This window comes from Myxococcales bacterium (genome assembly GCA_016717005.1).
Taxonomy (GTDB): domain Bacteria; phylum Myxococcota_A; class Polyangia; order Haliangiales; family Haliangiaceae; genus UBA2376.
Map to the genome: position 1 here is coordinate 270,869 of JADJUF010000041.1, position 19,427 is coordinate 290,295.

Consider the following 19,427-nt stretch of genomic DNA (forward strand, 5'->3'; position numbering starts at 1 on the left):
GCCGGCCGCCTACGGCCTCGGCAAGAGCGGCTGGGTGGCGGTGACGTTCGCCGGCCCCGACGTGCCGGTGGCGATGCTGAAGGACTGGCTCGACGAGAGCTACCGGGCGCAGGCGTCGAAGAAGCGCGTCGCGGCGCTCGACGCCGCGGCCACGCCCGCGCCGGTCACGCGCGCACCGAGGGCCCGGGCGCCGCGGCCGGCGGCGCGGGCGTCGAGGCCGAAGGCACCGTCGAAGACGTCGAAGCCGACGGCGGCGCCGCGCCGCGCCCGGCCAGCAGCGCGTTGATCATGTTCTTGCGGGTGATCGCGGTCGCGGTCAGCACGCCGCCCATCAGCGCGCCGCCGACGCCGGCGGTGCAGATGTCGGCGCCGGTCAGGAACAGGTTGGTGATCGGCGTGTGCGGGCGCAGGTGGCGCGCGGCGAACCGCTCGGGCGTGTGGGCGAGGCCGTAGATCTCGCCGTGCGGGTGGCCGGCGAAGTGGGTCGTCGACAGCGGCGTCGACAGCTCGGCGTGATCGACCTTGCCCTCGGCCTGCGGGCACTGCCGGTAGAGCTCGCCCAGCAGGCGCGCGCGCAGGTCGGCCTTGAGCGCGTCGTAGTCGGCGCCGCGCTTGTGCCAGCCGGTGCCGGCCCAGCGCGCGAACCGCGCGTGCGGCATCACGCCGATCACCTCGACGGTGGCGCGGCCCGGGTACCGGCGCGCGAAGTCCGGATCCTTGGCCGACGGGAACGACAGGTACGCCACCGGCAGCGGCGCGCTGGGATCGGCCAGGTAGCGCGCGACCGCGCGGTCGTGGTCGTCGTCCTGGTAGACCCACAGGTTCGAGCGCTCGAAGCCGAGCGCGGCGGTGTCGTGGCGGAACCCGGCGTAGAGCGACACGTGCGCGAACGACGGCGGCGCGCCGACGACGGTCGGGCGCAGGTCGTGGGCCGCGGCCACCTCGGGCGCGAGCAGGTGCCCGAACGTCAGCGCCACGCCGGCGTCGCTGATGACCCGGGCCGCCCGCACCTCCTCGCCGCTGGCCAGGCGCACGCCGACCGCGCGGCCGCGCTCGACGATGATCTGCGCGACCTCGGCCGAGGTGACGACCGCGCCGCCGGCGTCCTCGATGCCGGGCATGATCGTCGCGGCGATCCGGCTCGAGCCGCCGACCGGGTAGGCGCCGCCGCCGAGGTAGTGCCCGACCAGGAGCGCGTGCATGAACCAGCTCGCCTGCGCCGGCGGCAGGCCGTAGTCGCCGTACTGCCCGGCCAGCACCGCGGTCAGCCGACGATCGTCGGTGATCGTCGCCAGCACCTCGCGCACGGTCCGCCGGGCGTGGCGCAGCGCCGGCCAGCGCAAGAGCGGGCTCGCGACCGCGCCCAGGGTCGACGGCAGGGCCTTCTCCATGAAGAACTTGCGGCTCGCGTGGACGGTCTCGCGGATGAGCTGCAGGTACCGATCGATCGCGGCGGTGGCGTGCGGGAAGTACGCGTGCATCCGTTCGCGCCAGCGCTCGCGGCCCGCGACGAACTGGTAGCGATCGTCGCCGACCACGATCGTGTCGTAGACCTCGCCCTGATCGGCCCAGGCCAGCGCGCCGTCGGTCAGGTGATCGAACGCGCGCCGCAGGAGCGTGCCGTCGCGGTGGACGTCGCCGACGTAGTGCACGCCGACGTCCCACTCGTAGCCGGGCCGGTGGAACGTGTGGGTGAAGCCGCCGGCGGTGTAGTGGCGCTCGAGCACGAGCACGCGCTGGTGGGCGTGGCGGGCCAGCATCGCGGCGGCGGTCAGGCCGCCGAGGCCGCTGCCGATGACGATGCTGTCCCAGCCGCGGGCGCCAGGATCGGGCAGGCCGTGTTGCTTGTACGAACGTCCGAGGCGGTTGCTCATGCTGATCTCCGGGCGCGAGGGGGCGCCGGGCGGAACCCGGCCAGCTCGTGATCGATCGACGCCAGCCGCGCGAGCGCGCGCGGCGGCAGGTTGCCAGACAGGTGCAGCGCGACCAGGCCGTGGGTCGACGCCCACAGGAGCTGGGCCACGATCCGCGGGTCGCCGACCAGCGCGCCGGCGTCGATCGCGGCGGTCACCGCGTCGAGCAGGCAGCCGAACGCGCGCGCGCCCTCGCGCGCCAGCTCGGGCCAGCGGTGCTCGTCGACCGGCGTCCGCAGCTCGAACATGATCCGGTAGGCGTCGGGCTCGGCCTGCGCGAACGCGACGTAGGCGGCCTTGAGCCGCTGCAGCCGGGCCAGCGTGTCGCCGCGGCCGGGCGCGCTCGCGGCCAGGCGGTCGCCGAAGCGCCGGAACGCCTCGGCCCGCACCAGCGCCACCAGCTCGTCCTTGCCGCCGAGGTACCGGTACGGCGTCATCGCGCTGACCCCGACCTCGGCCGCGACCGCGCGCATGGTCACGGCGTCGTAGCCGTGGCGCGCGAACAGCCGGGTCGCGGCGGCGGCCAGCCGGCCGCGGAACGCGGCGATGTCGGCGGGCTGGAGCGCGGCGCGGGCCATGGCCAATCATGTACAACGTAAACTTTACGTTGTAAATACTTGATGTGTGGGCGGCCACGATCGCGTGATCGCGTGAGCGCGGGCCCGACCGCGAGCGCCGTCGCCGCCGCCACGCCCGCGAAGCCGCGATCCAGACCACGGCGTGGGCGCGCTACTCGACCGCGCGCACCGTCGCCGCGGGCACGCCCGCGAAGCCGTGGTTCCAGGCCGCGGCGTAGCCGCTGACCCCGGCGACGATCGCCAGCTCGCCCTCGGCCAGCGCGAGGTCGGCCGGGACCACGGCGTCGCCGATCACGTCGTCCTCGCAGCAGGTCGCGCCGACCAGCACCAGCCGACGGCCCGCGCCCGGCGGCGGCGGTGGCGCGCACAGCCGCGGCGTCGACCAGCGCAGGTGGCACAGCCGCGACAGCGTCAGCACCCGGCCGTCGAGCCCGGCCACCGGCCGCGCCACCAGCACCCGCCCGGCGCCGTAGCCGCAGCCCTCGGTCAAGAGCCGACCCGGCTCGACGCACAGCTCGATCGTCGACGGCACCGCCGCCCGCGCCGCGGCCAGCGCGTCGACCAGCCGGGCCTGGCCCGCGGTCGGCGGACCGAGCGCGAACCCGTGCAGCGAGCCGCCCAGATCGAGCCGCGTGATCGCCAGCCCCGCGGCGTCGGCCGCCGCCAGCGCCGCCAGCGCCCGGGCCGCGAGCCGCGCCGGCGCCACCGCCAGCGGGCCGCCGTGGACGTGCAGCCCACGCACCCGCCCGGGCGCCGCCGCCGCGAGCGCCCGCAGCTCGTCGATCGCCACGCCGAACCGGCTGGCGTGATCGCCGACCGCGTCGCGCAGCCCGCCGGGCGCGGCCTCCCCCAGCGCGCTCGTCGACAGCCGCGCCGCGAGCTCGACGCCGGGCACGCTCGCCGCGGTCGCCACCTGGGCCGCGGTCTCGCACGACGCGATCACCCGTCGCCCCGCGGTCACCAGCGCCGCGAGCCGCGCCGCGGTCGCGCCGCCAGGATAGGTCACCGACACCGTCGCCACCGGGTGCCGCGCCAGCACCGCGTCCTCGTCGGGGCCGGCCAGATCCAGGCCGTCGAGCGTCGCCGCCGCCAGCGCCTGGACCTCGGGGATCGCGATCGCCTTGACCGCCGCCAGCGCGATCACGCCGGTCGCGCGCGCGGCGTCGCGCACCGCCGCCAGGCGCGCGGCGATCGCCGGCAGGTCGTACAGCAGCGCCGGCCCGACGGCCCGCTCGGCCGCCGCGATCACCTCGGCCGGCGCGCGGGCGCTCATGGCGGCGGCCGCGCCAGCGGGTTACCGCCCAGCTCACCGCCATCCCCATCCGGGCGCGGCGCGCGCCGCACGCGCGGGCGCGCGGGCGCGGCGTCGTCCGCGGCAGCGGGCGCCAGCGGGTTGCCGCCCAGCTCGCCGCCGGTCCCGTCCCCATCCGGCGACGGCGCGCGCCGCGCGGCCGGCCGCGCGGGCTCGGCGTTCCCGTCCACGCCGGCGTCGTCCTCGTGGGCCGCGGGCGCCAGCGGGTTGCCGCCCAGCTCGCCACCCGGCGCAGCCGCCGGCGGCGGCGCGCGCCGCACCGGCGGCCGCGCGAACTCGGCGTCGTCCGCGTCGTCCGCGTCGTCGGCGTCGTCCGCGACGTCGGGCGTCGGCGCGTCGGCGCTGGCCTTCAAGGCCGCGCGGTTGGACGCCTCGGGCCCGCCCGACCAGGTCACGTAGCCGACCGGCACGCCCACGCCCAGCCGTCAGCAAGATCGCGCCGCGCCAGCGCAGGCCGTTCTTGCCCTTGATCATGAACAGCCCCGACACCGCCAGGTACAAGAGCAGCACCGCGTAGGCGTCGGCGAAGTACGTCCACGCCTGCTTGCCGCGGTTGTAGTGCAGCCAGTTGGCGACCCGCAGCAGGAACCGCGCCTGCCGGCCCTGCTCGACGACGTGGCCGCTGTCGCCGTAGACGACGATCTTCTTGTAGTCGTACTCGAGGTGGATCTCGTCGCCGGCGCGGTAGGTCGAGCGCGGCACGCCGACGCCCAGCGCCGCCCGCGCCGCCGCGATGGCGGCGTCGTCGGGCACGTCCGCGCTGATCGGCGCGATCACCCGCTCGCGCTCGTAGGTCTTGAAGTTCGGATCCCAGTCGTTGATGTGGTTGATGGCCAGGCCGCTCACCGCGTAGATGAGCGTGAACCCGACCGCCAGGTAGCCGACGTCGCGGTGGATCGCGCGCAGCCAGCCGCGCCAGCGCTTGGCGACGAGGGCGCCCACGCTGCGGCGCGCGGGCTGGTCGGTGGTAGCGGCGACGTTGGACACGGGCGACTCCTCGGGCGCGGCGCCGCCGCGCGAGCTGGGATCGGCCATGCGCCGAGGGTGGCACACGGCCCACGCGAGCACAGCGCTCGCGCCGACAGTTTCAGGGATGTTCGGGCGGCGCGCGCGGCTCGACCGTAGCGCGCGCGCTCAGCCGTAGCGCTCTTCGCGCCACGGATCGGCGTGGTTGTGGTACCCGCGCACCTCCCAGTAGCCAGGCTCGTCGTCGACGACGAACTTCACGCCGGTCAGCCACTTCGCGCTCTTCCAGAAGTACAGGTCGGGCACCAGCCCGCGCACCGGCGCGCCGTGCTGGATCGCGAACGGCTTGCCGTTCATGCGGTAGGTGACCATCGCGGCCGGCGCGGTGGCGTCGGCCAGCGGCACGTTGGTGGTGTAGCCGTGGGCGGCCTCGAAGATGACGTGGCGGACCGTGCCCTTGACGCCGGCCTGCTCGGCCAGGGTCGCCACCGACACACCCTTGAACAGCGAGCCCAGGCACGACCACCCGGTCACGCAGTGGACGTCGGCGGCCTGCTCGACCTGCGGCAGCTTCAGCAGCTGGGCGTAGTCGAGGGTGAACGGCGTCTTGACCGCGCCGTGGACCCGCAGCGCGAAGCTCTTGACGTCGCCGGGGCCCTCGTCGCCGCCCATGTTGCGGAACCTGGTCAGCACCCGCTGGCCCGGCGGCAGGCGCGCGCGCCCGTCGTCGCGCTTCTCGGCCCGGGCCTGGCGCGTGAGATCGTCACCGGCGATCCGCCACAGCACGTTGCCCAGCGCCACCACGACGGTGCCGGTGGCCGCGGTCTTCAGGAACTGGCGGCGGTCCCAGCTCTTCGCGGCCTCAGGGAATCGATCGAACAGCGGACGGTCGGCCAAGGGTTCTCCTTCGTGAGCCTAGCCGAGACGCTGGCTGGGGCTCGTCGGTTTCTACGTCGCGGCGTCCCTGGAGTTACGCGCGACGCGACCGACCGGCCCGACCCGACCCCATGTAGGCGAAAGGACCCGCCCCTGCCGGGCTACGGCGCCGGATCGAACCGCAGCCGGCGCTGCGCGTGGGCCTCGACGTCGCCCTTGTCGAAGTACAGCGGCGGCTGGGTGTTGGTCCGCCACAGCTCGGCCTCGTCGGCGTGGTGCGGCGAGTCCGGATCCTCGTGCTGGCCGCCGGGCAGCGCGTTGCGGGCCACCGGCCCCGCCGGGGTCATCTCGACCACGAGGCGCTGCGACGCGCCGCTGCCGAACGAGAAGTTGGTCGTGCCGTAGATGCCGTAGTTGCCGGGATCGACCGCGCCGAGGTCGCCGTGGCGCGGGAAGCCGTCGGGGAAGGTCGCGTCCATCGCCGCGGGGATCGAGACCTGCTCGTTGCCGTCGAGCGCCGGCACCACCTGCCCGAACCGCACCGCGTGCAGCCGGCCCCAGCGCCACTGGTCGCGATCGGTGCCGAGCCGGCCGGCCAGGAAGCCGTAGCCGGCGATCACCGCGCGCACGACCCGCTCGTCGCGCGTCTCGAGCACCGCGGGGGTGTCGAGGTCGTCCCACAGGACGCTGTCGTTCCAGGTCGCGTCGCCGCCGTACGACGCGCGGTAGGTGGCGAGCGCCGCCGGCGTGGTCAGCGCCCACTCGAGCGCGCGCGCGGTGATCAGCGTGCCGGGGCGGCGGCCGATCCGGTTGCCCTCGTCGTCGAACGCCAGGCTGGCCAGCCGGGTCAAGGTTGTGTTCCACACCGAGGTCGCGACGCTGTCGGCGATCTCGGCCGCCGCGGTGGCGCCGACGCCGTGCGGGGTCGCGAACGACCACGCCATCAGGCGCGCCCGGGCGTCCATCAGCTGCGCGCGGCCGTTCGCGCCGAGCTCGGTCATCGCCGCCGCCAGCGCCGGATCGTCGGACGGGTCGGCGAGCGCGTGATCGATCGACGCGATCACCGCGGCCCGCATGCCCTCGCCCAGGATCGACGTGGTCTCGCCCTGGAGCGCGACCATGTCGTCGGGCGTGATGTCGCCGCGGGCCACCAGCGCGTCGAGGCGCTGGCGGATCCGGGCCTGGCGGTAGCCGGTGTCGAAGTCGCCGCCGAGGTAGTAGGCGTCGTTGCACGGGTTGCCGTCGGTGGTGACGCCGACGTTGTCCTGGTTCGAGGTCGCGACGTAGCCGCGGGCCGGGTTGACCTCGTGCGGGATGTAGCGGTCCTCGAGATCGCCCAGCCACTCCTGGTCGCCGCTGGCGCCGTCGAGCACGAACAGCGGCGAGGTGCCGGTCGGCACGCCGTTGGCGTCGTAGCCGAACGTGCACGCGCGCGGATCGCGCTGCGGGATGCGCGACTCGGTCGACCAGCGGATGCCGTCGGTGGCCGACACGAACGAGAAGTTCTGCGAGCCGACCCGGAAGTTGTCCTGCGCGGTCTCGGCGGCGGCGAAGTCGTCGGCCGACAGCAGGCCGACGAAGAACGCCAGCTCGTTGGTGGGCGTGTCGCCGGTGTAGCGCACCGACATCGCGCGGCCGGTCGGGTCGGCGACGCCGGTCGGCGGCACGATCGAGTCGGGGATCAGCGCGCCGTGGTGCGGCACGACGTAGACCTGGTAGGTCTCGGCCGCCTGGCCCTGGATGTTGATCACCTCATCGATCACCTGCAGCGCCACGTCGGCGCCGCGGAACCGCACCGACACGGGCGTCCACGCCGGCGCCATCGCCGTGCCGTCGTTGCGGAACGTCACCTGCTCGTCGTAGACGTCGGTGACGTCGTAGCCGGTGGTCGTCGCGCTCCACGCCAGCTTGCGGTTGAAGCCCAGCACCACGCCGGGCAGGCCGGCGAACGCGACGCCCTCGACGTCGAGCATGCGCTCGCCGCCCATGGTCGCGGTGTCGAGGTGCACGTACCACCACACCGGCGGCGCGATCAGCGACAGGTGGGGATCGTTGGACAGGATCGGGTTGCCGCTGGCGGTGTGCTCGCCGCTGACCACCCACGAGTTCGAGCCGATGTGCGGATCGCGGTGGAGCAGGCGGTTGTCGTCCATGCGGGTGAAGAACGTCTCGGCCCCCGCCAGCGCGCGCGGGTCGGGCGCGAACCGGGCCGCGCGGGTGCGCTGCTTGGCGCGCGTGCCGGTGTCGGTGCCGGTGTTGGGGAAGCCGTCGCTGGTGAACGCCGCGCGGGCCGGCTTGTCGGTCCAGAAGTCGGCGTACAGGCCAGCGCGCGCGGCGATCGCCGGATCGGCCGCGCTGGCCGGGAACGCCGCGAGCACGCCCGCCAGCGCGCGGCTGCGCGAGACGTCGGCGCCGGCGTCGTAGGACAGGTTCCACGCCTGGTACCGCGCGAGCGCGAACACGTCGCCGCCGGTCCAGTGATCGGCGAACGGGCTCGACAGGATCAGCGCGAGCGCCTCGTTGCCGCGGGTCGTGATGTACCCGTCGGCGTTGAGCACGCGATCGATGTACTGGTTGATGCCGGCCACGAACGCGTCGGCCGACAGCTTGGCGGGATCGGTGGCTGGCAGGCCGTCGTAGATCGCCTGCCCGACCCGGCGGAAGCCGAGGAAGCGCTGCTGGCGATCGTCGTTGATGAGCCCCGGCGACAGCCCGCCCGCGACCTCGGCCAGGCGCCCGGTCACGCTGCGGCGGATGAACTCCATCTGCGCGAACCGATCGCGCGCCATCAGGTAACCCTCGGCCATGAGCACGTCGTGGACGGTGGTGCCGCGGATGTGCGGCACGCCGCGATCGTCGACGGTGACCTGGACCACGCCGTCGAGGCCGGTCAGCGCCAGGATCTCGTCGGGCGCGGGCCCGGCGTCGGGCCCCCCGCCGCCATCGTCACCACAGCCGATCACGAAGGCCGCCGCCAGCGCGGCGCCCACCAGGCGCGTCGAGTACGTCATCCGCGCATCCTACTCCGAGGCCTCCTCATCGTTGTGTGCCCAGCGCACAGGTGGGCGTCAGCGCAGAGCCGAACGGCTCCATGGAACCGCTCGGCTCCTCCTGGCGAGCACTCAACCCAACGGAATCACACGTTGTTGCCGGCGGAACCGCGCTTGCATGACCCTGGCGATATGCTCCGAACGCTCGCCCTGGCCGCCATCACCTTCGCGACCATCGCCACCCTCGCCCCGGAGGCCGGCGCCCGGCCGCGCCCGGTGCACCGCAAGTCAAACTTCCAGGCCAACAAGACCTTCGGCCTCGGCATCATGCTCGGCTCGCCCACGGGGCTATCGGGCAAGTACTTCGTCGGCCCCTCGACCGCGATCGACTTCGGCGTCGGCGGCATCGGCTGCTGCCGCGGGCGTAGCGGCATCCACCTCCACGGCGACTTCCTGTGGCACCCGGTCAACCTGACCTCGACGCCGCCGTTCGAGCTGCCCCTGTACGTCGGCATCGGCGGGCGCTTCTTCTCGTACGAGTGGAGGCACGGCGACCACTACCACGACGGCTCCGCGCTCGGCGTGCGCGTGCCGCTCGGCATCGCGTTCGACTTCAACAACGTGCCGCTCGACATCTTCGTCGAGCTGGCCCTGGTCGGCGACTTCCTGATCTCCCGCGACGACCTCAACGACAACTTCGACCGCACCGGCCTGTACGTCGACGTCGACGGCGCGGTCGGCATCCGCTACTGGTTCAAGTGACGCGGGCGCCGCGCGCTCACGGGCGCGCGCGCAGCCAGGCGTCGACCGCGGCGCGGGCCCGGGCCTGCCCCACGTCGGCGTAGCGCTGGCGCGCGGCCTCGGCCAGCCCCCGGGCCCGCGGGCGGGTGCGGCGATCGGTCCACAGCGCGCGGGCCAGCGCGAACTCGAGCGCCGCGCGATCGTCAGCGCCGCCGGTGAAGTCCGCGAGCGCGGCCTCGAGCTCCGGGCGCGCGGCCGCCCCGCGCCCGAGGTCGACCAGCGCGCCCCCGCGGACCGCGGTCGCCTTGTGACGATCGCTCGGGTTGTGCAGCGCGAGCGCACGGTCGGCCAGCGCCAGCGCAGCGGCCGGATCGCCCAGCTCGGCCTCGACCGCGGCCAGCGCGGTCAGCGTGTACGGCAAGAACCCCGACGGCGGCTGGCCGCGCTCGCCCACCGCGACCGCCTCGGCCAGCGTCGCGCGGGCCTCGTCGAGGCGACCGAGCTGGTGCAGCGCCACGCCGACGCACCGGCCCGCGTGCTCGCTGCTGCGCGGATCGGCGCCGGGCGTGGCCCGGTAGATCGCGACGGCGTGCTGGCAGCGCGCGAGCGACGACGCGGCGCCGCCGCGCTCGAGCTCGGCGTCCGCGAGGTTCGCCAGCACCTTGGCCACGTCGGGGTGGTCGGGGCCGAGCGCCGCCTCCGACTGCGCCAGCGCCCGGGTGTACAGCGCCACCGCGTCGTCGGACCGACCGCGGTACGCGGCCACGTTGGCCATCGTGTTGAGCACGCGCGCGACCGCGAGATCGGACGGATCGAGCTCGGTCCAGATCGCGAGCGCGCGCTCGAGCACCGGCACGGCCGCCTCGTACCGGCCCAGCTCGATCAGCGCGACCGCCTGGTAGAACGTGTAGTCGGCGCGCAGCCGCGGCGGGTTGCCGATGCGCTCGATCGCGCCCTCGATCAGCGGCGCCAGGGTCAGGCTCTCGGCGGCGCGCTCCGACTGCGCCAGCACCCACATGAGCGCGACCCACGCGCCGGCCATCGTGGGGTCGGCGCCAGCGCTGGCCGCGCGCTGGGCCGCCGCCCGCAGCTCGCGCTCGCTCTCGACCAGCGCGCCGGTGCGATCGAGCGCCCGGCCGAGCGCGAGCCGCGCCTGGGCCTCGACGCCCGGGTCGCCCATCGCCGTCGCCGCGGCGGCCGCCGCCCGGGCCTCGGTCAGCGCCTCGGCGAACAGCCCGGCGCGGAACAGCGCGTCCGACCGCTGGAGCTGGCCCTCGACCGCCGCCATCGCCACGCGCTGCTCGGGCGATAGCGCGACCGTGCGGGCGCCGCGCTGGCGCGGATCGAGACAGGTCTCGACCGCCGGCAGGCTCGCGACCGCCGCCACCGCACCGTCGACTACCTCCGCGCTGGCCCGGGTCGACAACACCGCGAGCAGCGCCGCCCCCTCGGCCTTGAGCCGCGCCAGGCAGCCGATCCGCTCGAGGAACTCGGCCGAGCGCCGATCGTCGGTGTGGCACACGCCCGCCTGGATCTCGTGCCAGTGCGCGCCGTACCCGTCGAGCCGGGCCGCGGCGCGCGCGAACACGTCGTCGCCCGCGGCCCCGCGCACCGCCCGGAACTGCGCCGCGATCGCCGCGCGCTCCGCCGGCGTCCAGGTCGGCGCGGTCAGACCCGCGCACAGCCCCCGCCGCGCCGGCCGCGCCGGCTCGCGCAGCCAGCCGAACGCCGCCAGGCCGACCAGGCCGACCGCGCCGCCGATCATCAGCAGCCGGCGGGTGGTCCGCCCCGGATCGCGCTCGAGCTCGGCCAGGAGCGCGGCCATCGACGGGAACCGGGCCTCGGCGTCGCGCGCGAGGCCGCGGGTCAGGGCCGCGCGGATCCGCGTCGGCACGCCGCGCTCGTCGGCGGGCGGCGCGACGTCGTCGACGCACACCCGCATGGTCAGGATCTCGAGCGTCTCGGCGGCGAACGGGTGCGCGCCGTAGAGCCCCTCCCACAGCGCCGCGCAGAACGACCACTGGTCGGTGCGGTGATCGATCGCGCCGCGCTGGTGCTGCTCGGGCGCCATGTAGCGGGGCGTGCCGACCACGCGCCCGCTCGACAGATCGCCGCCGTCGTCGAGCGGCGGCGGCGCGGGGGTGGTGTCGTCGACGCTGGTGCCGACGCTGACCAGCCCGAAATCGGTCACCAGCACGCGCCCGTCGTGGCCGAGCAGCACGTTGGCCGGCTTGAAGTCGCGGTGGACCATGCCGGCGGCGTGCGCGGCGGCCAGCCCGCGCCCGGCCGCGACGAACCGCGCGATCACCTCGCGCCACGACCGCGGCGCGTCGAGCCAGCGCGCCAGCGTCGTGCCCTCGATCAGCTCCATCACCAGGAACACGCCGGCCCGGGTCGCGCCGGCCTCGTAGACGCGCACCACGTTGGGGTGGGTCAGGCGCGCCATGGCCTTGGCCTCGCGCACCAGCCGGGCCTCGACCGCGGCCGCGGCGGTGTCGTCGGCGAGCTGCGCCATCACCTTGATCGCGACCGGGCGATCGAGCACCGGATCGTGGGCCGCGAACACCACGCCCATGCCGCCGGCGCCCAGCATGCCGTCGACCCGGAACCGCCCGAACCGATCACCCGCCGTGACCGGGAGCGACGCGCCCGACGAGCCCGAGCCGGCCGCCACGGTCGCCGCCCCGTCACCACCGGGCGCGGTCGGATCGTCGATCACCCCGCTAGCTTACGACACCCGCCGTCATCCCGCCGCCGACGAGGCCGGCGTGCGGCGTCGGACGGGTCCGACGGGGCCGAGGCGCGGCGTCCGACGGGGCCGAGGCGCGGCGTCCGACGGGGCCGAGGCGCGGCGTCCGACGGGGCCGAGGCGCGGCGTCCGGAGCGCGACCTAGGCCCGCCCGTAGACCGGCACCAGCGCCCCCGAGGTCAGCGCGTTGGCCGGGCTCGCCAGGTAGCCGATCGCCGCCGCCAGCTCGCTGGGCTTGGGCCAGCGCGCGAAGTCGGCGTCGGGCATCGCGGCGCGGTTGGCCGGCGTGTCGATGATCGACGGCACGATCGCGTTGACGAACACGCCCTCGGCCGACAGCTCGGCGGCGGCGCCCTGGGTGATCGCGACCACCGCCGCCTTCGACGCCGCGTACGCGACCAGCCCCGCGGTCGGCACCAGCGCCGGCCGGGCCGCGACGTTGACGATCCGGCCGCCGCGCCCGCGCAGCGCCCGCGCCGCCTCGCGCGTGGCCAAAAAGCAGGTGCGCGCGTTCATCGCGATCATGCGGTCGAAGTCGGCCGCGCTGGTGTCGATCAGGGCCGCGCCGGCGTAGCCGCCGACCAGGTGGATCGACGCCCACAGCGGCGGCAGCGCCGCGTAGTACGCGACGATCGCGGCCTCGCTGCTGCCGTCGACGCCGAGCGTGACCTGTACCTGCGCGTGGTCGAGCCAGGTCGCCGCCGGCGGCCGCGCCGCCTCCATCAGCGGCGCGTGGACCGTGGCGCCCGCGGCGACCAGGTGCTCGACCACCGCGCCGCCCAGCCCGCCGCTGGCCCCGGTGATCACGACGTGACGATCTGCGAACGATGAGGTCATGGGCGCGATGGTAGTGGCGCCCGCGCCCGCCGCCAGCGGCCGCGCCCGAGAAACACCGTCTCGCCGGCGCGACGATCGCGCGTGCGCCCGCGGCCCCCGCCGCTTCGACGATCGCGCGTCCGACCGTCGACCCCGGCGCGACGATCGCGCGTGCTACCGTCGGCCGCGCGATGGCCTCGACCCGACGTCAGTGGCTGTGCGGCGTCGGCGCCGCGATCGTGGCCGCGCCGCTGGTGCGCTGTCGCGGCGGCGGCACCGCCGCGCCGACCCGGCTGGGCACGATCATCGGCGGCGGCGCCTATGGCGTCTCGGATCGCCCGACCGAGGCCCGCTACGCGCTGTCGCTGATCGATCTGGACCGCGGCGGCCGGGTCGAGCTCGACGTCGCGTTCACGGTCCACGGCTTCGCGCCCGATCCGACCCGGGCCCGCCGCGCGGTCTGCTTCGAGAAGCAGGGCCCCGGCGCGTGCGAGGTCGACCTGCGCGCGCCCCGGGTCGTGCGCCCGCTGCCGCCGACGCCGGGCCGCGGGTTCTACGGCCACGGGACCTTCAGCCGGGACGGCCGCGCGCTCTACGCGGTCGAGACCACCCTCGGCAGCGGCGTCGGCGCGATCGTCGTGCGCGACGGCGCCAGCCTCGACGTGCTGGGCGAGTTCCCGAGCTACGGCCACAACCCGCACGACTGCGTGCCCATCGACGGCGGCGCCGCGCTGCTCATCACCAACGGCGGCGGCACGATCGACGGCCCGGCGCCGTGCGTCACGATCGTCGACGTCGCCAGCCAGCGCCTGCTCGAGCAGAAGCCCATCCCCGACCTGCGCTGGAACGCCGGCCACGTCGCGATGTCCGCCGCCGGCGAGGTGGTCGCGGTCTCCGCGCCCCGCGACGGCCGCCCCCGCGGCGACCTCGGCGGCGTCTCGATCGGCACCCGCACCACGCCGCTCCTGCTCGTGACCGACCCCGTCGACGTCGTCCGCCGCCTCACCGGCGAGTCGCTCTCGGTCGCCATCGACGACGCCCACCAGGTCGCCGGCGTCACCACGCCCAGCGCCGGCCTCCTGACCTTCTGGGACCTCCGCACCCGCGCGCTGCGCGCCCACCACGCCCTCCCCCTCGCCCGCGGCCTGTGCCGCACCCTCGACGGCAGCGCCTTCGTCGTCAGCCACTCCGGCGGCCAGCTCGACCGGATCGATCCCGGCACGCTCGCGCTCGACCCCGCCGCGACGATCACCGGCACGAAGCTGTCCGGCTCGCACCTCTACGCTTGGGACCCGCGGGCGTAGCGGGGGGGCGCGAGGGGGCGCGTGAGCCCGTCAGTTGTGCAAGAGCTGGCCGTTGCAGGATGAGTCGAGCATGAAGCCGGGGGCCGTCACCACGGAACACGCGACCGAGTCGAACCAGGGCAAGCACTGCATGTACAGCTCGTCGAGATCTCGCACCTGGACCACGTTGGCGCAGTCCCCATTCAAGGACTGCACGAGCGCGTCGTAGCAGTTCTGATAGGTGTCGACGCCGCAGCGCACGCACATGTCACCGAATCGATCGGCGGTGTCACGGCAGGCCTGTGCGGGCGTTGCCTGATTGGCGCCGTCGTCACCGCCACAAGCTGCAGGGAACGCGGCAAACACGAGCAACAGCGATATCGACCTCATTCGACGATGCATTGGTTCGTAACCTCCTGGAGCTGCGCAGCTGATTGGGCCGATGGGGCTGTCGGTCCGCGTCCAACGCCGCGACGGGCCCCATCTGCCAAGGGACGTCCCGACAACACCGTTCCGAACAGCCGCGTCCGGTCCTCCAGCGCTCCGCCCGCGCGGAGCCTCGTCGAATCACCGCAGTGAGGTGACATCGACCGGCCATCCGCCGCCCCGCGCCGCCTCTACCCCGGCGCGAGCAGCGCGAACTCGTCGAACAGCGCCGCCGGCATCGAGTGATCGAGCGCCCAGGTGATGCCGATCGGGCGGTCGCCGTCGTGGCTGACGTAGGTCCCACCGCCGAGGAACACGTACGGGTCGCCCTTGACCGCCTGCACGAACAGGAAGAAGCGCCAGCCGTTGCCGGGGCTCTCGAGGTAGCGGCGGCCGGCGGCGCTGCCGACCGAGGCGCCGCCCTGGGTCTCCCAGTGGAACCGCGCGCGGCTGATCGCGCGGTCGCGGTAGCTGGTGGTCGGCGAGAAGTTGCCGCTCGACTTGTCGAGGGTGACGAACAAGAGCTCGCGCCGGCTGTCGGCGAGCTTGAGGATGCCGCCCTGCGGGATGCTGATCTTGTCGCCGGGCCCGCGGTGCCCGACCGCCGCGATGATCTCGAACCGGTCGTAGCGCCGGTGCAGCGCCAGCGGCCAGTCGGCCTCGGGGTAGACGTCGCCGGCGAGCGTGGTGGCGTCCTCGAGCACCGCCGTCAGCTCGTGCAGCTCGGCGCGCACCGTCGGGCGCGCCCGGTAGTACGCGGCGACGTCCTCGGCGGCGCGCAGCACGCCGCGCGCGGTGATCTGCGCGTCGAGCATCGTCAGGCGGCGCGCGTCGACGGCGCCGAGCGCCGCGCCATCAGCGGTCAGCGTGCGGTAGGCGCGCAGCCGGGTCGGCTCGTCGACGTGGCGCAGCCGCCCGAGCCGCCGGCTGTCCTCGTCGGCGGACGCGTCGGGCGCCACCAGCCCGGCGACGACCTGCACCTGCCGCCAGCCGAAGTCGTCGGTGTACACGTCGTCGAGGCCGCGGCCGGTCTCGCGCAAGAACTGCCCGAGCGCGACCGGCTGGCCGCCGCCGAGCTCGCGCAGCTCGCGGCCCAGCCGCCCCGCGCCGCGCCCGAGCGACCGGCGCAGCGAGCTCAAGATCTGATCGCGCGCGACCGCGTCGAGCGCCAGCGCGCAGCCGCTGGGCAGGTGCGGGAAGCCCTGCTCGACCGCCTCGCGCAGCCGCACCCGCGGCAGCCCGGTCAGCGCCGCCAGCACCGCCTCGTGGCGGTACTCCTCGCGGTGCTGGCCGATGAAGTCGAGCACCAGGCACGCCTGCTTGTCGGGGTGCAGGCGCAGCCCGCGGCCGAGCTGCTGCATGAACAGGGTCGCGCTCGACGTCGGGCGTAGCAGCAGGAGCACGTCGACGAACGGCAGGTCGACGCCCTCGTTGTAGAGGTCGCAGGTGAACACCAGGTTGACCTCGCGATCGCGCAGCCGACGCGGCACGTCGGCGCGCAGTTCGGCGGCGCTGCCGCCGTGGACCGCGAGCGCCGGCACGCCCAGCGCCGTCGCGCGCTCGGCCATATAGACCGCGTGCTCGACGCTGACGCAGAACCCGAGCCCGCGCACCGCGCGCACGTCGGCGACCCGCCGCGCCAGCTGCTGGACGATCAGCCGCGCCCGCGCGTCGTTGCCGGTGTAGACCCCGGCCAGCGCCGCCTGGTCGTAGCCGGTCTGGGTCCAGCGCACGTGCGTAAGGTCGGTGCCGTCGGACAGCCCGTAGTACTCGAACGGCGCGAGCAGCTGCTGCGCCAGCGCGTGCCACAAGCGCAGCTCGGCCGCGACGCGCCCGTCGAAGTCCGGCAGGAGCGACTGGCCGTCGCTGCGCTCCGGGGTCGCGGTCAGGCCCACCAAGATGTGCGGCGTCAGCGCGCGCAGGACCGCCTGGTACGACGCCGCGGGCAGGTGGTGGCACTCGTCGAAGACGACGTGCGTGAAGTGCGCGGCGCCGTAGCGGTCGATCAGCCCGCGCGCGCTCTGGACCGTCGCGAACACGTGGTCGCCGCGGGTCACCGACTCGCGGCCGCCGAGCAGCTCACCGAACGCGCCGTCGAGCAGCACCTGCCGGAACGTGTCGCGGGCCTGCTGCAGGATCTCGACCCGGTGGGCCAGGTACAGCAGGCGCGGCGGCACCCCGCGCACCTGCCGCGAATAGTCGAACGCCGCGATCGCGGTCTTGCCGGTGCCGGTCGCCGCGACCACCAGGTTGCGGTGGTGGCCCAGCTCGCGGCGCTCGGCCTCGAGGCGATCGAGGATCGCCTCCTGGAACGGGTACGGCCGGAGCGCGAACAGCGTGAGCGGCCCCTCGGTCCCGGCGGGGCGCGCCTCGCCCCGCGCCGCCGTCAGGCGCGCGCGATGGCTCGGGTCGTCGGGGTCGTAGCGCTCGAACTCGGGGTCCTGCCACAGCGTCTCGAACGTGCCCGCGAAGTGATCGACCACGTGCGGCAGGTCGACCTGGCTCACCTTCACCACCCACTCGTGCCCGGCGCCGAGCGCCGTCGACGTCAGGTTGGCCGAGCCGACGTAGGCCGTCGAGAGGTCGTTGTCGCGATGGAACAGCCAGGCCTTGGCGTGCAGCCGCGTGCGCCGCGTGTCGAACGACACCTTGACCTCCGCGCCCGGCAGCCGCGCCAGGCGCTCGACCGCCTCGACCTCGGTGGTCCCGGTGAACGTCGTCGTCAGCACCCGCAGGCGCGCGCCGACGCCGCGCAGCGCGAGCTGCCCCAGCGCCTCGTGCAGCACCCGCACGCCGCCGACGGTGATGAACGCGATGATCACGTCGACCCGATCGGCGCACGCGATCTCGCGCCGCAGTTCGGACGCCAGCCCCGGCTCGCGCGGCGACCGCGTGAACAAGGTCGAGCCCGCCAGCGTCGACTCGGGCCGCTGCGCCGGCGTCGCCGCGCCGACCGACATCAACTGCCGCGGCGGCGGCACCAGCCGCTGCTCGACGACCCCGGCCGCGTCCACCTGCGCCGCGGCCAGCACCGCGGCGATCTCGTGCAGCACCCGCTCGACCAAGACCGGGCTCGCCGTCAGCCGCGCGTCGTCGCCGAGCGCCAAGAGCGCGCGCCGCACCTCCGCCGCCACCAGCCGCGCCGCCTCGGCCGGCACCTGATCCGGCCGCAGCGCCCGCACCTCGGCCGCCGCGTCGCCCAGCGCGTCGGCGAGCGCCGCCGTCAGCGGGTGCTCGTACAGGCCAGGCGCCAGCGGCATCGCCGTCGAGTGTACGAGCTCACGGCGGCCGGTGGGACGCGGCGGTCACGTCAGAACGTCGACGCGCGCGCTGCGCCGGCAGTTCTTCTAGGAAGCCGCGGCACGGATGCGCGCCCCAGAGGTCCCTGCCCCTGCCCGCGGCCCCGGCCTACTCGGCGAGGCGCGCCTCAGGGCGGCCCCCCGCCCCCCCCCCCCGGGGGCGGCGCTGCCGGCACCCCGAGGCCCGCGCCCGCGCCGGGGGCCCAGGGGAAGAGGCCCGCGCCGCGCGCGGCGGGCGCGCCAGGCGCGGGGCGCGCGGCGCGTCGTGCCGTGCCGACCACGCGGCGCGGGGAAGCACCCGCCGCGCCGGCACCCCCCCCCCCCCCCCCCCCCCCCCCGCCCCCCTCCCCCCCCGCCCGTTACTCCGCGCCGAGCACCGACACGCCCGCCCCGGTCGCCGGCGCGCGCGGCTTGCCGATCGGCGGGAAGTTCTCGCACGCGGCCTGGAACGACTCGAGGGCCTGCTGGAGCGCGGGCGCGAGGTTGCCGGCGCAGATGTCGCCGAAGATGACGTTGGCGCCGGCCTGCTGGGCGAACTGCTTGAGGCGGATGCCCTCGGCGGCGTCGCCGAACGACGACGTGCAGCTGGTCTGGCCGGCGATCACGGCGGCGGCCCAGCGGCCGCGGTCGCCCTTGATCTGATCGAGCGCGGCGATGACCTCGGCCGGCATCTGCAGGCCGGTGTCGCCGTTGGTGGCGCAGCTGTCGCCGGCGGTCTCGAAGGTGCTGGCGGTGCGCGAGCAGTCGTCCTCGTCGGTGAGGATCACGATGCCGAGCAGCGCGTCGGTGCGGAGGAAGCCGGGGTTGGTGGCCAGGGTCGCGGCCAGCTGCGACGCGCGCAGCGGCATCTCGATCGCGGGGCCGCTGGTGCCGACGTTGGCGTTGCACGCGAAGGTCGACGCCATGTTCGGGTCGGTGCGCTCGAGCCAGCCGCGGGTCATGCCGCACGACTGCTTGAAGCGGCCGTCGAGGCCGGTCTGGGGCTGCGAGATCGGCGGGAACGGTGGGAAGCCGGGGATCACCGGCGGGACGATCGTGGCCGTCGCGGTGATGCCGGTCGTGGTGATCGCCGCGCGGTAGTCGAGCGTCTCGCCGGTCGAGATCGTGTAGTCGTTGAGGAGCGTCGCGAACATCGGGAAGTTGGTCGCGAGGTTGGTCTGCTCCTCCTGCATCGACCCGGAGTCGTCGATGACGAAGATGAGGTCCATCTTCCGGCACTCCTCGGTCGCGGTGGTGCCGCTGTCGGGATCGAAGCCGGCGTCGATGGCCGGGACGTCATCGTCGTCGTCGTCGCCGCTGGTGGCGCCGGGGCCACACGCGACGACGGCGGCACAGAGAGACGGGGCGAGGTAGCGGACGAGCGAACGGCGCATGGACATCTCCGGGTGGCGGGTCGAGTCGTCGAGCTCCCCAGCCGACGACGCGCGGACCATAGACCAGCGGCCCGCGGCCCTGGCGAAAAAAGTCGCGCCGGGCGG

The 19,427-nt window shown here is 75.0% G+C and carries 13 protein-coding genes; 2 read left to right on the forward strand and 11 right to left on the reverse strand.

Annotated elements, in window-relative coordinates:
• Positions 1-164 precede the first annotated feature (164 nt).
• From IPL61_38045 to IPL61_38070, 6 genes are all read right to left on the reverse strand, one after another.
• Complete coding sequence (locus IPL61_38045) at positions 165-1,874, reverse strand: NAD(P)/FAD-dependent oxidoreductase (GenBank protein MBK9036994.1); 1,710 nt, start codon at positions 1,872-1,874, stop codon at positions 165-167.
• Positions 1,871-2,491, reverse strand: coding sequence for a TetR/AcrR family transcriptional regulator (locus tag IPL61_38050; protein MBK9036995.1), 621 nt, complete (start codon positions 2,489-2,491; stop codon positions 1,871-1,873). The genes IPL61_38045 and IPL61_38050 overlap by 4 nt, the downstream gene beginning before the upstream one ends.
• Positions 2,492-2,642: 151 nt before the next feature.
• Entirely contained in the window at positions 2,643-3,764 is a 1,122-nt protein-coding gene (locus tag IPL61_38055) for a hypothetical protein (protein ID MBK9036996.1), read from the reverse strand.
• Positions 3,765-3,797: 33 nt separating this feature from the next.
• Positions 3,798-4,838, reverse strand: a complete 1,041-nt coding sequence (locus IPL61_38060; GenBank protein MBK9036997.1) for a hypothetical protein — start codon at positions 4,836-4,838, stop codon at positions 3,798-3,800.
• 99 nt (positions 4,839-4,937) lie between these two features.
• Positions 4,938-5,651 carry a molybdopterin-dependent oxidoreductase gene (locus IPL61_38065; GenBank protein MBK9036998.1) on the reverse strand — a complete coding sequence of 238 codons (714 nt, stop codon included), beginning with the start codon at positions 5,649-5,651 and terminating at the stop codon, positions 4,938-4,940.
• 155 nt (positions 5,652-5,806) lie between these two features.
• Entirely contained in the window at positions 5,807-8,656 is a 2,850-nt protein-coding gene (locus IPL61_38070; GenBank protein ID MBK9036999.1) for a penicillin acylase family protein, read from the reverse strand.
• A 171-nt stretch (positions 8,657-8,827) separates the two neighbouring features.
• Here IPL61_38070 and IPL61_38075 point away from each other — a divergent pair, with 171 nt between their 5' ends.
• Positions 8,828-9,397: a hypothetical protein gene (locus tag IPL61_38075; protein MBK9037000.1), complete on the forward strand. Its 570-nt coding sequence runs from the start codon at positions 8,828-8,830 to the stop codon at positions 9,395-9,397.
• 16 nt (positions 9,398-9,413) lie between these two features.
• On the opposite strand, the gene IPL61_38080 is transcribed toward IPL61_38075, so the two are convergent.
• Positions 9,414-12,095 carry a serine/threonine protein kinase gene (locus IPL61_38080; protein MBK9037001.1) on the reverse strand — a complete coding sequence of 894 codons (2,682 nt, stop codon included), beginning with the start codon at positions 12,093-12,095 and terminating at the stop codon, positions 9,414-9,416.
• Positions 12,096-12,266: 171 nt separating this feature from the next.
• Positions 12,267-12,962, reverse strand: coding sequence for an SDR family NAD(P)-dependent oxidoreductase (locus IPL61_38085; GenBank protein ID MBK9037002.1), 696 nt, complete (start codon positions 12,960-12,962; stop codon positions 12,267-12,269).
• Positions 12,963-13,132: 170 nt separating this feature from the next.
• On the opposite strand from IPL61_38085, the gene IPL61_38090 reads away from it, so the two are divergent.
• Positions 13,133-14,245, forward strand: a complete 1,113-nt coding sequence (locus IPL61_38090; GenBank protein MBK9037003.1) for a DUF1513 domain-containing protein — start codon at positions 13,133-13,135, stop codon at positions 14,243-14,245.
• 30 nt (positions 14,246-14,275) lie between these two features.
• Here IPL61_38090 and IPL61_38095 read toward each other — a convergent pair whose 3' ends face one another.
• From IPL61_38095 to IPL61_38105, 3 genes are all read right to left on the reverse strand, one after another.
• Positions 14,276-14,491 carry a hypothetical protein gene (locus IPL61_38095; protein MBK9037004.1) on the reverse strand — a complete coding sequence of 72 codons (216 nt, stop codon included), beginning with the start codon at positions 14,489-14,491 and terminating at the stop codon, positions 14,276-14,278.
• 350 nt (positions 14,492-14,841) lie between these two features.
• Positions 14,842-17,910 (reverse strand): DUF3427 domain-containing protein, encoded by a 3,069-nt coding sequence (locus IPL61_38100; GenBank protein MBK9037005.1) that lies wholly within the window; start codon positions 17,908-17,910, stop codon positions 14,842-14,844.
• Positions 17,911-18,308: 398 nt separating this feature from the next.
• Positions 18,309-19,322: a hypothetical protein gene (locus IPL61_38105; GenBank protein MBK9037006.1), complete on the reverse strand. Its 1,014-nt coding sequence runs from the start codon at positions 19,320-19,322 to the stop codon at positions 18,309-18,311.
• Between the last annotated feature and the right edge of the window lie 105 nt (positions 19,323-19,427).

Coding starts and splice junctions, on each gene's coding strand:
- IPL61_38045 (MBK9036994.1), bottom strand. CDS start 1,874: ATGAGCAACCGCCTCGGACGTTCGTACAAGCAACACGGCCTGCCCGAT.
- IPL61_38050 (MBK9036995.1), bottom strand. CDS start 2,491: ATGGCCCGCGCCGCGCTCCAGCCCGCCGACATCGCCGCGTTCCGCGGC.
- IPL61_38055 (MBK9036996.1), bottom strand. CDS start 3,764: ATGAGCGCCCGCGCGCCGGCCGAGGTGATCGCGGCGGCCGAGCGGGCC.
- IPL61_38060 (MBK9036997.1), bottom strand. CDS start 4,838: ATGGCCGATCCCAGCTCGCGCGGCGGCGCCGCGCCCGAGGAGTCGCCC.
- IPL61_38070 (MBK9036999.1), bottom strand. CDS start 8,656: ATGACGTACTCGACGCGCCTGGTGGGCGCCGCGCTGGCGGCGGCCTTC.
- IPL61_38075 (MBK9037000.1), top strand. CDS start 8,828: ATGCTCCGAACGCTCGCCCTGGCCGCCATCACCTTCGCGACCATCGCC.
- IPL61_38085 (MBK9037002.1), bottom strand. CDS start 12,962: ATGACCTCATCGTTCGCAGATCGTCACGTCGTGATCACCGGGGCCAGC.
- IPL61_38090 (MBK9037003.1), top strand. CDS start 13,133: ATGGCCTCGACCCGACGTCAGTGGCTGTGCGGCGTCGGCGCCGCGATC.
- IPL61_38095 (MBK9037004.1), bottom strand. CDS start 14,491: ATGTGCGTGCGCTGCGGCGTCGACACCTATCAGAACTGCTACGACGCG.
- IPL61_38100 (MBK9037005.1), bottom strand. CDS start 17,910: ATGCCGCTGGCGCCTGGCCTGTACGAGCACCCGCTGACGGCGGCGCTC.
- IPL61_38105 (MBK9037006.1), bottom strand. CDS start 19,322: ATGCGCCGTTCGCTCGTCCGCTACCTCGCCCCGTCTCTCTGTGCCGCC.